The 16,551-nt window shown below is 71.9% G+C and carries 17 protein-coding genes and 1 riboswitch; of the genes, 13 read left to right on the plus strand and 4 right to left on the minus strand.

Features of this window, described 5'->3' with window-relative positions; translation table 11 throughout:
- The first annotated feature begins 316 nt into the window (after positions 1 to 316).
- Positions 317 to 1,003 carry a TNT domain-containing protein gene (locus BIV25_RS02030; RefSeq protein WP_071370336.1) on the plus strand — a complete coding sequence of 229 codons (687 nt, stop codon included), beginning with the start codon at positions 317 to 319 and terminating at the stop codon, positions 1,001 to 1,003.
- A gap of 75 nt (positions 1,004 to 1,078) precedes the next feature.
- Positions 1,079 to 1,432: a hypothetical protein gene (locus BIV25_RS02035; RefSeq protein WP_071370611.1), complete on the plus strand. Its 354-nt coding sequence runs from the start codon at positions 1,079 to 1,081 to the stop codon at positions 1,430 to 1,432.
- Positions 1,433 to 1,747: 315 nt separating this feature from the next.
- On the opposite strand, the gene BIV25_RS02040 is transcribed toward BIV25_RS02035, so the two are convergent.
- Complete coding sequence (locus BIV25_RS02040; protein WP_071370337.1) at positions 1,748 to 2,275, minus strand: proline dehydrogenase; 528 nt, start codon at positions 2,273 to 2,275, stop codon at positions 1,748 to 1,750.
- 287 nt (positions 2,276 to 2,562) lie between these two features.
- On the opposite strand from BIV25_RS02040, the gene BIV25_RS02045 reads away from it, so the two are divergent.
- The 3 genes from BIV25_RS02045 to BIV25_RS02055 all read left to right on the plus strand — a co-directional run bounded on the left by BIV25_RS02045 (position 2,563) and on the right by BIV25_RS02055 (position 5,580).
- Positions 2,563 to 2,880 (plus strand): hypothetical protein, encoded by a 318-nt coding sequence (locus BIV25_RS02045; RefSeq protein WP_071370338.1) that lies wholly within the window; start codon positions 2,563 to 2,565, stop codon positions 2,878 to 2,880.
- 1,165 nt (positions 2,881 to 4,045) lie between these two features.
- Positions 4,046 to 5,071, plus strand: a complete 1,026-nt coding sequence (locus BIV25_RS02050) for an MBL fold metallo-hydrolase (protein WP_071370339.1) — start codon at positions 4,046 to 4,048, stop codon at positions 5,069 to 5,071.
- Positions 5,072 to 5,118: 47 nt separating this feature from the next.
- Entirely contained in the window at positions 5,119 to 5,580 is a 462-nt protein-coding gene (locus tag BIV25_RS02055) for a nuclear transport factor 2 family protein (RefSeq protein WP_071370340.1), read from the plus strand.
- Between the two features lie 125 nt (positions 5,581 to 5,705).
- On the opposite strand, the gene BIV25_RS02060 is transcribed toward BIV25_RS02055, so the two are convergent.
- Positions 5,706 to 5,885 (minus strand): hypothetical protein, encoded by a 180-nt coding sequence (locus tag BIV25_RS02060; protein WP_071370341.1) that lies wholly within the window; start codon positions 5,883 to 5,885, stop codon positions 5,706 to 5,708.
- Complete coding sequence (locus BIV25_RS02065; RefSeq protein WP_071370342.1) at positions 5,882 to 6,472, minus strand: helix-turn-helix transcriptional regulator; 591 nt, start codon at positions 6,470 to 6,472, stop codon at positions 5,882 to 5,884. The genes BIV25_RS02060 and BIV25_RS02065 overlap by 4 nt, the downstream gene beginning before the upstream one ends.
- Positions 6,473 to 6,780: 308 nt before the next feature.
- Between BIV25_RS02065 and BIV25_RS02070 the strand changes: the two genes are divergently transcribed.
- From BIV25_RS02070 to BIV25_RS02105, 8 genes are all read left to right on the plus strand, one after another.
- Positions 6,781 to 7,641, plus strand: coding sequence for a hypothetical protein (locus BIV25_RS02070; RefSeq protein ID WP_071370343.1), 861 nt, complete (start codon positions 6,781 to 6,783; stop codon positions 7,639 to 7,641).
- A 243-nt stretch (positions 7,642 to 7,884) separates the two neighbouring features.
- A riboswitch (cobalamin riboswitch) is annotated at positions 7,885 to 8,017 on the plus strand.
- Between the two features lie 116 nt (positions 8,018 to 8,133).
- Positions 8,134 to 9,372: a prenyltransferase/squalene oxidase repeat-containing protein gene (locus tag BIV25_RS02075; RefSeq protein ID WP_071370344.1), complete on the plus strand. Its 1,239-nt coding sequence runs from the start codon at positions 8,134 to 8,136 to the stop codon at positions 9,370 to 9,372.
- Positions 9,369 to 10,022 (plus strand): SCO2322 family protein, encoded by a 654-nt coding sequence (locus tag BIV25_RS02080; RefSeq protein ID WP_071370345.1) that lies wholly within the window; start codon positions 9,369 to 9,371, stop codon positions 10,020 to 10,022. The genes BIV25_RS02075 and BIV25_RS02080 overlap by 4 nt, the downstream gene beginning before the upstream one ends.
- Complete coding sequence (locus BIV25_RS02085) at positions 10,015 to 11,115, plus strand: energy-coupling factor transporter transmembrane protein EcfT (RefSeq protein WP_256255519.1); 1,101 nt, start codon at positions 10,015 to 10,017, stop codon at positions 11,113 to 11,115. The genes BIV25_RS02080 and BIV25_RS02085 overlap by 8 nt, the downstream gene beginning before the upstream one ends.
- Positions 11,112 to 12,809 carry an ABC transporter ATP-binding protein gene (locus BIV25_RS02090; RefSeq protein WP_071370346.1) on the plus strand — a complete coding sequence of 566 codons (1,698 nt, stop codon included), beginning with the start codon at positions 11,112 to 11,114 and terminating at the stop codon, positions 12,807 to 12,809. The genes BIV25_RS02085 and BIV25_RS02090 overlap by 4 nt, the downstream gene beginning before the upstream one ends.
- Positions 12,806 to 13,696: an ECF transporter S component gene (locus BIV25_RS02095; RefSeq protein WP_071370347.1), complete on the plus strand. Its 891-nt coding sequence runs from the start codon at positions 12,806 to 12,808 to the stop codon at positions 13,694 to 13,696. The genes BIV25_RS02090 and BIV25_RS02095 overlap by 4 nt, the downstream gene beginning before the upstream one ends.
- Before the next feature lie 301 nt (positions 13,697 to 13,997).
- On the plus strand, positions 13,998 to 14,405 hold the full coding sequence (locus BIV25_RS02100) for a transglycosylase SLT domain-containing protein (RefSeq protein ID WP_071370613.1): 408 nt from the start codon (positions 13,998 to 14,000) through the stop codon (positions 14,403 to 14,405).
- 112 nt (positions 14,406 to 14,517) lie between these two features.
- Positions 14,518 to 15,168, plus strand: coding sequence for a YoaK family protein (locus tag BIV25_RS02105; RefSeq protein ID WP_071370348.1), 651 nt, complete (start codon positions 14,518 to 14,520; stop codon positions 15,166 to 15,168).
- Positions 15,169 to 15,177: 9 nt separating this feature from the next.
- Here BIV25_RS02105 and BIV25_RS02110 read toward each other — a convergent pair whose 3' ends face one another.
- A complete protein-coding gene (locus BIV25_RS02110; protein ID WP_071370349.1) occupies positions 15,178 to 16,413 on the minus strand; it encodes a cytochrome P450 in 1,236 nt (411 codons plus the stop codon).
- Positions 16,414 to 16,551: the final 138 nt, after the last annotated feature.

Raw genomic sequence — 16,551 nt, forward strand, 5'->3', positions numbered from 1 at the left:
GGCAACTGGCAGCGCCCTACATCGACCTTCCTGTACTTACCGGCAGCCTGTATGACCTCTCATGACCGATCTCTGCAGAGCTACGGATCAGATGGCGCTCGCGCCCTGCCCCGCCCGTTGCATCGCCCCCGGTCTTCGACCATCCGAGGAATTCGGCTCATCGGTTCGGGTGACTATCTGCGACTCCTTCACCTCTCAGGCATATGCCGCGCGTGAACTGAGCCCTGTAACACGATGAGGCGGTCAGCCGGTCACCGGAGCCGACCGACCGCCCCCACGCGGCGCCTGTTGGCGCCGGAAGAGAAAGGGAGACCGGATGCGCGTACTGCGCGCTTTCGTGGGGAGCGTCCTCGCTTCGCTCCTCCTGCTGGTCGGCATCTCACCGGCCACGGCCCACGCAGACCACCTCCGGGCGGGGAACGAATCCCACTGCCCGACGACGCACCGTAGCCGCGGGAACAACTCCGCGCCGACGACTGCGTACCAGCGCTACTACCTCAACGACTGGCGGCTGGGGCCGACTTACCTTCCCCGGACAGGCGCCCTCGGCAAGATGCTGAGGGGCTATCACCGCACGGACGACACCTCCGCCTCCCGGTTCCTCGGATGCTACTGGCAGACGGATCCCCAGACAGGGAAGCCCGGCTGGTGGTATCCCGACAACAACGGCTTCGTGCTGAAGAACGGCCAGCCGGTGAAGCACTCCGTGACGCTGCGCAAGGGCCAGCTGGTCGACCTCTTCGGCAGCGGCTTCGGCAACTTTCTCGCCCCCGCAGGCACGCCGTACGCCAAGCGCGCGATCCCACCGAGCAATCTCGACACCTACGTCAAAACGTACCCGTTCAGCTACCACCTCTACAGGGTCCTCCAGCCGTTCACCGTCGACGCCGGCCCGATCAGGCCCTGGTTCGGCCAGCCCGGCCTGGGCCTCCAGTACGTGACAAAACCGACGATCCCCATGCTCATCAACGCGTACAAACTGGAGGAACTGCACGTGAGCTGACGAAACCAGGCCCGGGGTGGCCGCGGATCTACCCGGTCGGTGGCCACCTCTGAGGCAGACGATGGGACGGACCTGATGGACAGCGCAGAACTCGTTGAAAGGCTCCGCGAGGCGGACGTTCCAGAGGCGTTCTACGACATCCCTGGTATCCACGACGTGCCCATCCAACTGGATGCCTACTACTTCCTGTGTCGTGAGGGCGACGGCTGGACCGTAGGGCTGCGCCAACGCTCACAGGACAGCGTCATGCAGAGTTTCGCCACCGAGACCGAAGCATGCGCGTACCTCTACGAAACGCTCATCCAGTCGCACCCTTCCCCCTCCCCGCCGACGCAGCCCCTGGAGGAACTCCTTGCGAATACCGAGGAGATCCAGCGGCAGGCGTGGGAAGACTTCGATCGTCACCGTGAGGCAGCTGACGACGGTTGAATCCTGAGCCGTCGAGAAGCGGCTCAGCACGAGCAACGGCCCGGCTAGCGGGCCTCCATGATGAACCTGTCGGAGAGCTTCGGCCCGGAGGAAGAGGACGAGACCTCTTGAGGCCACATCTGGTGCCGACGCTGGACGTGCCAGATCCGTGCCAGGTCGGGCGGGGAACAGCGGGGAATACCGGGGACCGAGCCAGCGGTCGGCCGGACACCGACACCGCTCCGCCCCAGGTCAGCAGAGCGATCGACCCCGGATCACCTGAGCTTCCCAAGCTGATGGCGCCAGCACCATGGGTACCCGCCGGCCAAGCGACTACTAGACGCGTATCCGGCTGTCGCCGAGGACGTCCGCAGCCGCTGCGCGGAGGCCTTTCACGGCCTGGTACAGCAGGTGCTCGCGCTCAGCGGCGAGCGCGGTGTCCTCAGCCTTGCGGGATGTGTCACCCGCATGGGCATCACGCGCCATCCGCCGCATGAGCTCGGCCAGGTCCTCGGACGCATGCACCGCACAGTAGAGCGCCTCCACCACGGACTGCGGACCTTCGAGGATGACAAACTCGGCAGCCCGGTGAACGCTGCGGACCTGGGCGTCGAAACGCTCCATCTTCTCGTCAACCTCGCGCAGGTCCGGTCGGTCTCCCCGCAGCGTGTCTCGCACCGCGTCCAAGGCGACATCGCGGTCGTACACCGCAGCCAGGTAGTTCGCATAGGCATCCCGGCGGTGCTGCCGACGCCACTGAGCGAACTGCGAGCGTGCCGCCACGCGCCCGGTGACCATCGCAGAGCCGAGGGTGGCGAGTGAGCCCACGGCGGCGCCGAGCAGTGCAGCCAATCCAGCGTCCATGGCCCCATTCTGTCGATAGCCAGGCTCTAGCAGGCCACCGGCCTGGGCAGCCGTCGTATCAGACTGACATCCACCGATGACATCAACACTGCCGGACACCAGCACATTCGCATGCCCCCGGTGCCCACCGCAGGACTCTACGGCCAGACAGAACACGGATCGAACTCCTAAAGCGGGTATCACAAGGTGCGAGCCGTGCCAGGGCGCCAGCCCACGCACCCCGGCGTCGACCCCTTGACCGTGATCACCCGCGGGAGGAGGATCCTCCTCCTGATAAAGGAGTTGTGATGCTGCGGTTCATGGACTGGTCCGTAGTTGCGATGGGGTGCGCACTGGTCCTCATGAGTCTCGGCGGCCAGTGGTGGGAGCGGGCCAGAGTTCGGAAGGGAATGAGTCCCGATCAGGGCATGCGCTTCTATCGGGCATGGTTCCCTCTCCTCGTTGGCCTGGGGTTGATCAGCGCCAAGGTGCCGGGCCTGCTGCTCGCGCCCCACCCCATCGTCATGGTCATGGACACTCTCGACGGTGCGCTCTGGGTCGCGGTGCTGATCCTGGTCCTCCGGGCGGGGCATCGAGCCTCCCGGGCGCAGAGACCCCGCACCTGATTGACGGCAGCGCTGACGACAACGAGCGCGAAGCGTGAGTGTTTAACTGCGTGACAACGCCGACGCACACCGGCTTACGAGCACGGACGCGTACGAACTATCAGCGCAGATGAAGAGCACACCAATCCAAGGCAGAGCGCCAGCCTAAGTTGCTTCGGGACGAAGAGGTCGCCGTGCCACAGCCGTGCCAGATGCCGGGGTCAGCAGCGGTCAACAAGGGTGGCCGGCGGGCACATCTGTGCCCGCCATCTCGGCCGCCGAAGCAGCAGGTCACCGGCCCGACGCCTCACCCTCTCTCCTAAAGCGGTGATTGTTCGTCTGGCCGCCGTACACCGAAGCAGGCCACCAGTGCGCTGCCGTCATCGGCGAGGAAGAACGTGAAGGTCCAGGACCGATCGGCAGGTCTGATCTGCCCGAAGCGCAGGGGCTGGTCATGCTGGCGAAGGCGCTGCACCGCTCGTTCCACCCCTAGAGTCGTGATGCCCTTTCGCCGCCAGTACCGAAGTCGGGTCGCATAGCCGACGGCAGGTCTCTCTGCGGGAACGGTCCAATCTGACACATCATGAGTAGCGCCGCCGCGGAGGGCAGCAAGGGCTGCCGCGGACACGTCGTCGTTGTCACCGGCCAGCAGCTGCATCAACAGATGCCGTTCCATAGTCACCCCCGCCGAGTTGCTGCGGTACAGCAGTGAAGTACCGCAACCACAGCAACCCCTCACGCTCAGCAACAGCCAGTCTGCTCCCCTGCGGCTGCTCCGTCTCAGTTTCCGTCTCATTCAGCTACGTTCACCGTCGTACAGACGAGTCCATCGCCAGCGGCCAGCCCGGCCCCCGCTCGCCCATGAACGCAGGTGAACGGCCACAGCCGCGCCCCTTGCCCCCACCAACAGACTTGGAAAGCGCGATGGGGGCTGATCGTGTCTGTCATCAGCGAGGCCAGGCACAAACCAAGCGAACGTCATGGCCACTGGCCATCCGGGCAACCGGTCATGACTCAGAGCCGGGCCGCCTGTGGGCCGTCCGAGCTTGGCCGACGACGACGGACAACGACCGGTAACCACTGCCCGATGGCAGGTCAGTTCGCGGTCACGTGGCAGACATCCATGGCTATCTGACGTGTAATCAGTTCTAGTTACAGTGAGCAATGGCGGTGGGGCGGAGGACAGATGGCGACGACGTTCGATCACGGCGGGGGCGTACGGTCCGTTGCGGTGCCGATCCCGGACAACCCCCTCGGCCACACTCTCGTCCACGTGGTGGAGACCGACCGGGGGCCCGTGCTCGTCGACACCGGCTGGGACGATCCCGGCTCCTGGGACACCCTCGTCGCGGGGCTCGCGGCGTGCCGTACGGCGGTGGACGAGGTCTACGGCGTCGTCGTCACCCACCATCACCCGGACCACCACGGGCTGTCCGCGCGGGTGCGCGAGGCCTCCGGCGCCTGGGTGGCGCTGCATCCGGCCGACGCGGCGATCGTGCGCAGGACGCGGGAGACACCGCCCGAGCGGTGGTACACGTACATGGCGGCCAAGCTGACGGCGGCCGGGGCGCCCGAGGAGCATGTGGCTCCCCTGCGCACCCCGCGCCCGCGGACCCTGCCCGGCCTCTCCCCCGCCCTCCCGGACCGGGAGATCGCCCCGGGGGAACTCCTCGACCTGCCCGGCCGCCGGCTGCGCGCCATCTGGACACCGGGGCACACACCCGGGCACGTGTGCCTGCACCTGGAGGAGGAACATCCGGCCCGACTCGCCGGTCACGGGCGGCTGTTCAGCGGCGATCACCTGCTCCCGGGGATCACCCCGCACATCGGCCTGTACGAGGACCCCGACGACACGACCGTCACCGACCCCCTCGGTGACTACCTCGACTCCCTGGAGCGGATCGGCCGGCTCGCCCCCGCCGAGGTCCTCCCCGCACACCAGCACACCTTCACCGACGCGCCGGGCCGGGTACGGGAGTTGCTCGCCCACCACGAGGAACGGCTGGCCGGCCTGCTCGCCCTGCTCTCCGAGCCGCTCACCCCCTGGCAGGTGGCCGAGCGGATGGAGTGGAACCGCCCGTGGGAGCAGATCCCGTACGGATCGAGAAACATCGCCGTCTCGGAAGCGGAGGCCCATCTGCGCCGGCTCGTGAAGCAGGGGCGGGCGGAGGCGGTGCCGGGGAGCGAGCCGGTGGCGTTCGTGGCGGTGTGATCGGCAATCGGCTCGCCCCGGGCGCGGCTCCCCTGTAGGACAGCCTCATGGATACCTTGGAGCTGCTGCTCGCCGAGCGCGCCTGCGAGCGCCTGATCACCGACTTCGTCCACCGCCTCGACCTCGGCGAACCGGCCGGCGTGGCCGGGCTGTTCACCGAGGACGGCGTCTGGGAATGGCCCCCGCCGGGAGACGGACGGCGGGTGGCCGGGCGGGCGGCGCTGCGGGAGTACTTCGGCTCCCGGCCCGCCGACCGGCTCTCGCGCCGGTTCATGTCCAACGTCCTCGTCACCGTGACCGGACCGGACACCGCCACCGCCGTCTCGTACTTCGCGACCTACCGCGTCGACGGGTACGCCGGCGGCATGGTGCCCGCCGGACCACCCGTCCAGATCGGAACGTACGAGGACTCGTTCCGCCGGGTCGACGACGGCCGGTGGCTGCTGGACCGCAGGGCGCTGCGACTGCCCTTCAAAGGGCCGACTCCCCCGGCCGGGAAGGCTGGTTGAGGTCGGTCAGGGGTGGGCCGGGGAGGGGGCGCTTGCGGGGGCCGAGGGCGAGGTTCAAGGCGTTGTCCACCGGGCGAGCGACCGCGCGCGGGACGCGGCGGGCGGTGCGTATACCAGCGGCTGCGTCAGGCATGCGCGACGGGACCTTCCGTGCCGGCCGGCTGCCGACGGAACCTGTCGATGACCGGCGCGTGGAGCCGCAGGGCGTGCAGGAAGGCCTCGGCGCCGGTCGGCGCGGTGAAGGTACGGGCCGTGTCACGCATCAGCCGGTCGAGGAACCGCTTCGGTGACCTGGAGGGCCTCACCGACTCGCGTCCCCCGCCGGTTCCGAGGAGATGATCATCTCGGCGAGGTCGGCGAGCGTGGCGAGCTGGCGGGCGTTCATCTGCGGGGCTCGTGCGGCGAGCCGGACCAGGCCGCTCTCGCGCAGCCGCAGCAGCGGGTCCGCCTCGGCCTCCAGCCCCTGGAGCACCGGCTGCAACGCCTCGTGCAGCGCCTCCGGTTCGTCGGCCGTGAAGAAGCCGGCCGGCAGTCCGAAGAACCGGCGCAGCCGGTCGGTGTGCTCCAGGCTCGGCAGCCCGCTCCTGCGCCACTCGCTCAGCCACTGCCTGCTGGTGCCGGCGATCCTGGCCAGCTCGTCCAGCGAGTACCGCTTGCCGTCGGGGCGGCGCCGGGTCTCGCGGATGAAGTCCAGCCGCTGGCGCACGCGTTGGGCCAGTCCGGCCTCGGGCGCCCGGCCGCCGCCGAGCAGCTCCACGACGGTGCCGACGGGGATGCCGGTGCGATGGGAGAGGTCGGCCACGTCGACGGCCTCCGGAAGCCGGCCGGGCCGGCCGGTCAACTCCCCGATTCTGGCCAGCACTTCGGCCAGCGCGGTGTAGGCGTCACGCACCGAGGCCCCCTGAGCTGTGTCGTACGTCCCTCGACCGCTCGACCGGGCGACGGGACGAGACGCGAGGCTACCCGGTCGTCCGTCCGCCGACCAGAGATGACAAGACTTCCTGCCCAATGAGGCAGGAATAGTTGACAGTTGAGCGTGCGGTGGGTGAGGATCACGCCACAGAGAGCAAGATTTCGACCCGCCCCGGGTGCCGCACACGGGGGAAGCGGCACCCGGGGCGTTCCACCGCCCGCCCGACCGCCCCGTCCGACCGTCCCGCTCTGCCGCTGTCCTGCCTCTCCCGCAAAGGTGATGCGCCGATGCCGCAGCCCGTCCTCCTGCTCGGGGCCGGCCCCGTCGCGTACGGGATCCCGCTGGAGCGGATCGCCGAGACCCGCCCCGTGATCCTGGTCGACAGCGCCGCACCCGGCTGGGCGCGGCCCTTCCTGTCCGGCCATCTCCCGGCCGACCCCACGCACGAGGCGCGGACGGCCGAGGCGATCGCGCGGTACGCGGACGGGCAGCCGGTCGCGGGCGTGCTGACCTGGACCAGGGCGCATCTGCGCACCGCCGCGCGGATCACCGGGTATCTGGGGCTGCCGGGCCTGTCGTACGAGACGGCCGGGGCCTGCACCGACCCCGCGACGTCGAAGGCGCTGCTCGCCCGGCACCGCCTGACCGCGGACGGGCCCGGTGACCTCGACGGCGCGCTGGTGTCCGCGGAGACGGTCGTCCTGGACGACGAGGTCCGCATCGCCGCGCTCACCCGTACGACACCGGGGGCGCCGGGGGGCCTGCCGCTGCGCCACTCGGTCCACGCGCACGACGGCCTGCTGCACAACCGCTTCCTGCGGCAGACGGTCGAGCGGGCGGTCCGGGCGCTGGGGCTCGCGCACACCGTCGCGCACGTGGGACTGCGACTGACCGGCCGGGGCCCGCGGGTGACCGGGGTCGCGCCGTTCCTCCCGGGCGACCTGATTCCCTGGCTGGTGGAGCGGGCGACGGGGGTCGATCTGGCACGGGTGGCGCTGGCGCTGGCGTGCGGCACGTCGGTGGACGCCACGCCGAGCCGGCAGCGGGCCGCCGCGATCCGCTTCGCGGAGTCGGCGGACGGGCGGTCGTACTGGGTGGTGGAGGGTGAGGACACGGAGGAGTGCGATCGGGCGCTGGGGGCGGCGTAGGCGCGTCGTGGCCGTCCGGGCCCACACGGCGGAGCCGCATATCGATACGGCCCTCGGCGAGCGCGGTCAGCAGGGTCGGGCCCGAGAGGCGTTCCATGACGAGGTCCCGGCTCAGCACCCACGCCGCGTCGATCTCGTACACGTCCGCCGGGCGGCCCGCGCCGAGCGGTTTCCCCGTCGTCATGGCCGTCACCCTGGTCACCGCCGCCCTGTGCCCACGGCCACCCCCCGGCGCGCGCAGGCCTGCCGGTAAGGTGGCGGGGTCGTCATCACACCCGTACAGGGGGAAGCCGGTGCAATTCCGGCGCTGAACCCGCAACCGTGAGCCGTTCGTCACCGGACGGTGAGCCGGACTGCCCCGGACGGGACGTTGACCGGCTCACGTGCGTCGGCGACCCGCCGCGCACGGCACCGTCGAGGTCTACGGAGCCGAGCCGCCCGGGGTGTCCCCGCGCGCTGCCCGGCTCCCCGCAGGAGAGGCAGTCGCCGACCATGAACGTCCGCCGCAGCGCAGCGGCTCTCGCCGCCGTAGGCGTGCTGGCCGCCGCCGCGCCCGCCACGGCCGCCGGAGCGTCCCCGGCCCCGTCGCCCTCTGCGAAGCTCACCCTCCCGGCCGGGCTGTACGGCACGGCCGACCCGGCCTACGACGGCGTGTGGCGCCAGTCGCTGACGCTGGTCGCGCAGCGCACGCTCGGCTACCGGCCCGCCGCGCAGGCCGTCGACTGGCTCACCGGCCAGCAGTGCGCGAACGGCGCGTTCGCCGCGTTCCGCGCCGCCCCGGACAAGGCGTGCGACAGCAAGGTCGTGGTGGACACCAACAACACGGCCGCCGCCGTCCAGGCCCTGAAGGCGACCGGCGGGCACGACGACGTGGTCGGCAAGGCGGTCGCCTGGCTGAAGTCCGTGCAGAACACGGACGGCGGCTGGGGCTACAACCCGGGCGGCGCCAGCGACACCAACTCCACGTCCGTCGTCATCGGCGCCCTGGCCGCGACCGGCACGGACCCGGCGAAGACCACCAGGGCGGGCAAGTCCCCCTACGACCTCCTCGCCGCCATGTCCGTGCCCTGCAAGCGGCCCGGCGGTGGCGGCCTCGCCTTCCAGCCGGACAAGAAGGGCGCCCTCGCGGCCAACGCGGACGCGACGGCGGCGGGCGTACTCGGCGCGCTCGGCAAGGGGTTCGTCACGACGGCCGGCAAGGCGCCCGGCAGCAGCGCGTGCGTCACCGGCGAGCACCTCACCCCGGCGCAGATCGCGGACAACGCGGGCGCGAACCTCGCGTCGGCCGTCGCGAAGACCGGCCACCTGACCTCCGCGCTGCCCGGCGCCACGGACCAGCCGGACTACGGCAACACGGCGGACACGGTCGTCGCGCTCGCCGCCGACGGGCACGTCGAGCAGGCCTCGCGGTCGTACGCCTGGCTGGAGCACAACGCCACGCACTGGGCCGAGCAGAGCGGCCCGGCGGCGTACGCCCAGCTGATCCTCGCCGCGCACGCGGTGGGCGCGCAGCCGGGCGACTTCGGCGGCACCAGCCTGGTCCGCTCGCTCAACGCGCAGGGCCCGGCGCCCAGCATGGAATCCGCCGGGCACGCGTCCAACAGCCCCGAGAAGTCCACGAAGTCCGACGGCGGATCGTCGTTCGGGCTCTGGTGGTTCGTCGGTGTCTGCCTCGTCGCGGGCATCGGCATCGGCTTCCTGCTCAGCGGCCGCAAGAAGCAGCAGCTGTGACCGGGGTCCGCCGTGCGGCGACCCTGGCGCTGGCCGCGTTCGTCGTCCTCGCCGCCGCGGTGACCCAGGCGCAGGCCGCCGGTTACCGCTACTGGTCCTTCTGGGAGCGCACCGGCGACCAGTGGACGTACGCCACGCAGGGCCCGGCGATCGCCCGTCCCGACGACGGCGCGGTGGCGGGTTTCCGCTTCGCGGTCAGCGCGGACTCGGCCGACGCGAGCCGGCCGCGCGGCACGGCGGACTTCCGGACGATCTGCGCGGCCACGCCGGCCAAGGCCGGCATGAAGCGGGTGGCGCTGGTCCTCGACTTCGGCACCCCTGCGGACGCGCCGTCCGGCGAGACCCCGCCGGCCGGCCGTACGGCCTGCGCCCGGGTGTCCGACGACGCGACGACCGCCGACGCCCTGGCCGCCGTCGCGCCACCGCTGCGCTACGACACCAACGCCCTGCTGTGCGCCATCGCCGGGTATCCGCACCGGGGGTGCGGCGAGCAGGTGTCGGACACGCAGAAACCGCGCCGCGTCACCGGGCACGGCGCCGAGCACAGCCCCTCGGACGGGCCCGCGCTGGGCCTGCCGATCGGCGTGGGCGTGGTCGTCGTGCTGGCGGGCGCGGCGGTGTGGCAGGCGCGACGGCGACGGAATGACTAGCGCAGGCGCCGGGCACCGGGGCACCGTTCACGCCGGTGCCTGGTGGCTGTGGGCCCTGAGCCTCGGGACCGCCGCCACCCGCACCACCAATCCCCTCCTCCTCGCGCTCCTCATATCCGCGTCCGCGTACGTCGTCGCGACGCACCGCGCCCCCACCCCGCTCGCCCGCTCCTACGCCGCCTTCGCCAGGCTCGCCCTCGTCGTCCTCCTCGTCCGCCTCCTGTTCGCGGTGGCGCTCGGCTCCCCGATCCCCGGCACCCACACCCTGTTCACGCTCCCCGAAGTCCCGCTCCCCCACTGGGCGCAGGGCATCCGGCTGGGCGGGAAGGTGACCGCCGAGGCGCTGGTCTTCGCTGCGTACGACGGCCTGAAGCTGGCGACGCTGCTGATCTGCGTCGGTGCGGCGAACGCCCTCGCCGCTCCGGGCCGTCTCCTCAAGTCCCTGCCCGGCGCGCTGTACGAGACCGGCGTGGCCGTCGTCGTCGCGCTCACCTTCGCGCCGCACCTCGTCGCCGACGTCCAGCGGCTGCGCGCCGCCCGCCGGCTGCGCGGCCGCCCGGACCGGGGCCTGCGCGGGCTGCTCCAGGTCGGACTGCCGGTCCTGGAAGGCGCGTTGGAACGCTCGGTCGCGCTCGCCGCCGCGATGGAGGCCCGGGGGTACGGACGCAGTGCCGAGGTCCCCGCCCGGGTCCGCCGTACGACGGCCGCGCTCACCCTCGGCGGCCTGCTCGGCGTGTGCGCGGGGACGTACGGGCTGCTCACCGCGGAGGGCGGCAGCTACGGGCTGCCGGTGCTGCTCGCCGGGGTCGCCGCCGCGCTCGCGGGGCTGAAGCTGGGCGGCCGGCGCTCGCTGCGCACCCGGTACCGCCCGGACCCGTGGGACGCGCGCGCCTGGCTGGTGGCCGGCTCGGGCGCCGCCGTCGCCGCGCTCCTCACCCTCGCCGCCGACCGCGCCCCGGAGGCGCTGCACCCGGGGGTCGTCCCCCTGGTCGCCCCGGCCCTGCCCCTGTGGCCCGCCGCCGCGGTCCTCCTCTCCCTCCTGCCCGCCTTCGCCGTGCCCAAGGCCCCCAAGGACCCCAAGGAGCCGTCGTGATCCGCTTCGAGGACGTCGCCGTGGTGTACGAGGGCGCGGCCGAACCCTGCGTCCGGGGCATCGACTTCGAGGTGCCGGAGGGCGAACTGGTGCTGCTCGTCGGCCCGTCCGGGGTCGGCAAGTCCACCGTGCTCGGCGCGGTGAGCGGGCTGGTGCCGCACTTCACCGGCGGCACCCTGCGCGGCCGCGTCACCGTCGCCGGCCGCGACACCCGCACCCACAAGCCGCGCGAACTCGCCGACGTGGTCGGCACCGTGGGCCAGGACCCGCTCGCCCACTTCGTCACGGACACCGTGGAGGACGAACTCGCCTACGGGATGGAGTCGTTGGGCCTCGCCCCCGAGGTGATGCGGCGCCGGGTCGAGGAGACCCTCGACCTGCTGGGCCTCGCCGGGCTCCGCGACCGACCGATCGCCACCCTCTCGGGCGGCCAGCGCCAGCGCGTCGCGATCGGCTCGGTCCTCACCCCGCACCCCCGGGTCCTGGTCCTGGACGAGCCGACCTCCGCCCTGGACCCCGCCGCGGCGGAGGAGGTGCTGGCGGTGCTCCAGCGCCTGGTGCACGACCTCGGCACGACGATCCTGATGGCCGAACACCGCCTGGAACGCGTCGTCCACTACGCGGACCGGGTCGTCCTGCTCCCGGCCCCCGGCGAGGCCGCGGTCGTCGGCACCCCGGCCGAGGTCATGACAGTCTCCCCGGTGTACCCGCCGGTCGTCGCCCTGGGCCGGCTGGCCGACTGGACCCCCCTTCCCCTGACGGTCCGTGACGCCCGCCGCAGAGCGGGTGACCTGCGGGAACGTCTGGCGGCCAGGGCCGCGAACGGCGATCCCGCCCCAGCCGCGGTGCCTCCGCCGCGGCAGTCGCACCCCGGCCGCGGCCCCGCGCCCCGCCGCTCCCTCCTGCGCCGCCGGACCCCGGACACCCCCCAGTCCCTCCCTCGGACCGCCGCCGAGATCCGCGCCCTCTCCGTCCGCCGCGACCGCATCACCGCCCTGCGCCGCGTCGACCTCACCGTCGCCCCCGGCGAGACCGTCGCCCTCATGGGCCGCAACGGCGCCGGGAAGTCCACCCTGCTCGGCTCCCTCGTCGGCCTGCTGACCCCCACCACCGGCAGCGTGACCGTCGGCGGGGTCACCCCCCATCGCACCGCACCGCCCGACCTCGTACGCCGCGTCGGCCTGGTCCCGCAGGAGCCGCGTGACCTGCTGTACGCCGACACGGTCGGCGACGAGTGCGCGGCGGCGGACCGGGACGCCCGGGCCGAGCCGGGGACCTGCCGGGCGCTGGTGTCGGAGCTGCTGCCGGGCATCACCGACGACACGCACCCGCGCGACCTGTCCGAGGGCCAGTGCCTGGCGCTCGCGCTGGCCGTCGTGCTGACCGGCCGGCCGCCCCTGCTGCTGCTCGACGAGCCGACACGCGGTCTGGACTACGCGGCCAAGGCGCGGCTGGTGACCGTGCTGCGCGGGCTCGCCGCCGAGGGGCACGCGATCGTGCTGGCCACGCACGACGTGGAGCTGGCGGCCGAGATCGCGCACCGGGTGGTGCTGCTCGCCGAGGGGGAGGTGATCGCCGACGGGCCGACCGCCCAGATCGTCGTCTCGTCGCCGTCCTTCGCCCCGCAGGTGACGAAGATCCTCGCCCCGCAGCGGTGGCTCACGGTGGCCGAGGTGCGCGAGGCGCTGGCATGAGCGCCCCGCGCCCGGGGACCCGGCCGCACGCCGTCCGCGTCCGGCCCCGCTCCCTCGCCGCGCTGGTGCTGGTCGGCGCGGTGGGCGTCGTCGCCTTCGGCTGGCCCTTCCTCGCCCCGCCGACCTCGCAGCTGAGCGCCCACGCCCAGGACGCCCCCTGGCTCTTCGCGGGCCTCCTCGTCCTGCTGGTCGCGGTCGTGGCGGCGACGATCTCGGAGTCGGACCTCGGCCCGAAGGCCGTGGCCATGCTCGGCGTGCTGGCCGCGACCGGGGCGGCGCTGCGCCCGATCGGCGCGGGGACGGCCGGGATCGAGCCGATGTTCTTCCTGATGGTGCTCAGCGGGCGGGTCCTCGGCCCCGGTTTCGGGTTCACCCTGGGTTCGGTGACGATGTTCGCGTCGGCCCTGCTCACCGGCGGGGTCGGGCCGTGGCTGCCGTTCCAGATGCTGTCGATGGGCTGGTTCACGATGGGGGCCGGGCTGCTGCCGGGGGCGGTGCGCCTGCGCGGCAGGGGCGAGCTGCTCCTCCTCGCCTGCTACGGCTTCCTCGCCTCCCTCGCCTACGGCACCGTCATGAATCTCGCCGGCTGGCCCTTCCTCTCCACCGCGGCCTCGAACATCTCCTTCGACGCGCACGCCTCCGTCCCCGCCAACCTGGCCCGTTTCGTGGCGTACTGCCTGGCCACCTCGCTCGGCTGGGACCTGGGCCGGGCCGTGTGCACGGTGGTGCTGACCCTGTTCCTCGGCCCGGCGGTGCTGCGCGCGCTGCGCCGGGCCACCCGGCGGGCCGCCTTCGAGACCGCGGTCACATTCGACGCCCGGGATCCCTCACCGGACGCGTACGGCACCTCACCCAGCGGCACCCCGGCGGTGAAGCACCCCACATGACCCGGATCACCTACGATCCGCGACCGTAGCACCGAATGTCCGATACGTACCGTTGGACACCCTCGCTGACCTGCACATGGAGAGCCACGCCACAGAGCGGATGTTTCCCCTCGATCCGGCCACCACTAGTAAAAGGGGTCATTGCGGGCGGGGTCGGGGGCTGTTTCTCTGGATGACGTCGCAAGGCGCCACGAGCCCCCACGGGCCGCGGCGCCGACGTATGCAGACGGACGCGGCCGACGCGCGAGCGGCGCCGCACGGCATACCGGCGACCCCCTGTCCCCGACGCAAGAGGTTCTCCGTGACCGTCTCCTTCATCCGCCGCATCGCCTCCCCGAAGAAGGCCCTCACGACCGCCGCCGTGGCCGCCGCCACCGCCGGCCTGGCTCTGACCGCGGCGCCCGCCCAGGCCGCCACGGCCTCCTCCGCTCAGGCGATCGCGCACAAGATGATCCCGGACGCCGCGCAGTTCAACGCGTTCAGCAAGATCGTCTCGCACGAGAGCGGCTGGAACCCGACCGCGACCAACTCCTCGTCCGGCGCCTACGGCCTGGTCCAGGCCCTGCCCGGTTCGAAGATGGCCTCCGCGGGCGGCGACTGGAAGACCAACCCGGCCACGCAGATCAAGTGGGGTCTGGACTACATGAACTCCCGCTACGGCAGCCCGGTCAAGGCCTGGAGCTTCTGGCAGGCGAACGGCTGGTACTGAGCCACCAGCAGCACGCGCTCAAACCCTGAAGGCGGCGGCCCCGATCACCGGGCCGCCGCCTTCGGCGTGGTCAACTGGGGCGGTGAGCGCAGCTGAGAACTACGACCCCGAGATGCGCGGGCTGCGGCTGGTGATCGTGCTGCTGGCCCTGACGGTGGTGAGCGGGCTGATCGACGCCGTCAGCTACCTGGGCCTGGGCCGGGTCTTCACGGCCAACATGACCGGCAATGTCGTCGTCCTGGGCTTCGCAGCAGCCGGTGCCCCCGGCTTCTCGGTGCCGCACACGGCCACCTCGCTGGGCTGTTTCCTGCTCGGTGCGGTGACCGGCGGACGCCTGGCGACCCGCTACAGCAAGGGCTCGCGCCGCACCTGGGCCCGCCGCACCCTGGCGGCGGAGGCGGTCCTGGTCGCCGTATCGGCCGCCGTCGCCTTCGCCTGGCCGCACGCCGGGGGCACGGTCTACGCCCTGATCGCCCTGACCGGGTACGCGATGGGCCTGCGCAACGCCACGGTCCGCAAACTGCGCATCCCCGACCTGACGACCACCGTCCTGACCATGACCCTGACCGGCCTGGCCTCGGAATCGCGCTTCGGCGACGCCACCGGCCACCGCGAGCCGCGCCGTGCGGCCGCGGTGCTCGCGATGCTCGCCGGTGCCTGCCTGGGCGCGTGGCTGGTCCTCCACCACGGCCTCGGCATCCCGCTCGCGCTCGCGGCGGCGGCCTCGGCCGTGCTGGCGGTGGTGGCGTCGGGGAAGGAGTGACCGGCCCGGTCAGCCGGTGGTGACCCGGAGTTCCTTGACCCCGTTGATCCAGGCCGAGCGCAGCCGCCGGGGCTCGTCGGCCAGCCGCAGGCCGGGCATGGCGTCGGCGATGGCGTTGAAGATCAGGTCGATCTCCAGGACGGCGAGGGACTTGCCGAGGCAGAAGTGGGGACCGCCGCCGCCGAAGCCCAGATGCGGGTTGGGGTCGCGGGTGATGTCGAAGGCGTCGGGGTCGGTGAAGACCTCGGGGTCGTGGTTGGCGGAGGCGTAGAAGAGCCCCACCCGGTCTCCCTCCCTGATCAGCACCCCGCCCAGTTCGGTGTCCTGGGTGGCGGTCCGCTGGAAGGCGTTGACGGGGGTCGCCCAGCGCACGACCTCCTCGGCCGTCGTCGCGGGCCGCTCCCGCCGGAACAGGTCCCACTGCCCGGGATGGGTCAGGAACGCGTGCATCCCATGAGTGATCGCGTTCCGCGTCGTCTCATTTCCCGCCACCGCCAGCATCAGCACGAAGAAGCCGAACTCGTCGGAGTTCAGGTTGCCTTCGTCCTCCGCCGCCACCAGGGTCGTCACGATGTCGCGGGCCGGGCACTGCTTGCGTTCGGCGGCCATGTTCATGGCGTAGGCGATGATCTCGGCGGCCGACTGGGCGCCGACCTCCTCCGTGATGGCGTACTCGGGGTCGTCGTAGGCGATCATCTTGTTGGACCAGTCGAAGATCTTGGACCGGTCCTCCTGGGGTACGCCGATCAGCTCGGCGATGGCCTGGAGCGGGAGTTCGCAGGCGACCTCGGTGACGAAGTCGAAGGGCCCGGAGCGGGCGCGGGCGGCCGAGACGATGGACTCGGCGCGGGCCCGGAGCCGCTCCTCCAGGGCGCGGATGGAACGTGGCGTGAAGCCCCGCTGCACGATCTGCCGGACGCGCGTATGTTCCGGAGGATCCATGTTGAGCAGGATGAGGCGCTGTGCGTCGATCGCGTCGCGCTGGATGTGCTCGTTGAAGCGGATGATCGCGGTGTTGAGGGTGGAGGAGAAGAGCTCGGGGTGCGTGGAGACGTACCTGACGTCCGCGTGCCGGGTCACGGCCCAGTAGCCGGCGTCGGCGAAGCCCGCGACCCCGTGCGGCTGCGGGATCCAGCGGACCGGCTCGGTACGGCGCAGCTCGGCGAACTCCGGGAGGGGCACGCGGTGGTGGAGCAGATCGGGGTCGGTGAGGTCCAACCCGTCGGGCAGCGCGGGACAGGGCATCGGTGGCTCCCGTCGTCAAGTTCTCAAGTTCTGACGGTCCATCAGTGAACGTCGTGAACGTAGTAACGGGTTCTACAACTCGCAAGAGGCACGGCATCGCCAATCCAGCCCCAATCCACTGCAAGACCCTTGCGGCAA

This window comes from Streptomyces sp. MUSC 14 (genome assembly GCF_001866675.1).
Taxonomy (GTDB): Bacteria; Actinomycetota; Actinomycetes; order Streptomycetales; family Streptomycetaceae; genus Streptomyces.

Excerpts from the sequence above, each read along its gene's own strand:
- BIV25_RS02085 (WP_256255519.1), top strand. The coding sequence starts at position 10,015 with ATGACTAGCGCAGGCGCCGGGCACCGGGGCACCGTTCACGCCGGTGCC.
- BIV25_RS02055 (WP_071370340.1), top strand. The coding sequence starts at position 5,119 with ATGGATACCTTGGAGCTGCTGCTCGCCGAGCGCGCCTGCGAGCGCCTG.
- BIV25_RS02095 (WP_071370347.1), top strand. The coding sequence starts at position 12,806 with ATGAGCGCCCCGCGCCCGGGGACCCGGCCGCACGCCGTCCGCGTCCGG.
- BIV25_RS02110 (WP_071370349.1), bottom strand. The coding sequence starts at position 16,413 with ATGCCCTGTCCCGCGCTGCCCGACGGGTTGGACCTCACCGACCCCGAT.
- BIV25_RS02040 (WP_071370337.1), bottom strand. The coding sequence starts at position 2,275 with ATGGACGCTGGATTGGCTGCACTGCTCGGCGCCGCCGTGGGCTCACTC.
- BIV25_RS02045 (WP_071370338.1), top strand. The coding sequence starts at position 2,563 with ATGCTGCGGTTCATGGACTGGTCCGTAGTTGCGATGGGGTGCGCACTG.
- BIV25_RS02105 (WP_071370348.1), top strand. The coding sequence starts at position 14,518 with ATGCGCGGGCTGCGGCTGGTGATCGTGCTGCTGGCCCTGACGGTGGTG.
- BIV25_RS02070 (WP_071370343.1), top strand. The coding sequence starts at position 6,781 with ATGCCGCAGCCCGTCCTCCTGCTCGGGGCCGGCCCCGTCGCGTACGGG.
- BIV25_RS02030 (WP_071370336.1), top strand. The coding sequence starts at position 317 with ATGCGCGTACTGCGCGCTTTCGTGGGGAGCGTCCTCGCTTCGCTCCTC.
- BIV25_RS02035 (WP_071370611.1), top strand. The coding sequence starts at position 1,079 with ATGGACAGCGCAGAACTCGTTGAAAGGCTCCGCGAGGCGGACGTTCCA.
- BIV25_RS02075 (WP_071370344.1), top strand. The coding sequence starts at position 8,134 with ATGAACGTCCGCCGCAGCGCAGCGGCTCTCGCCGCCGTAGGCGTGCTG.
- BIV25_RS02050 (WP_071370339.1), top strand. The coding sequence starts at position 4,046 with ATGGCGACGACGTTCGATCACGGCGGGGGCGTACGGTCCGTTGCGGTG.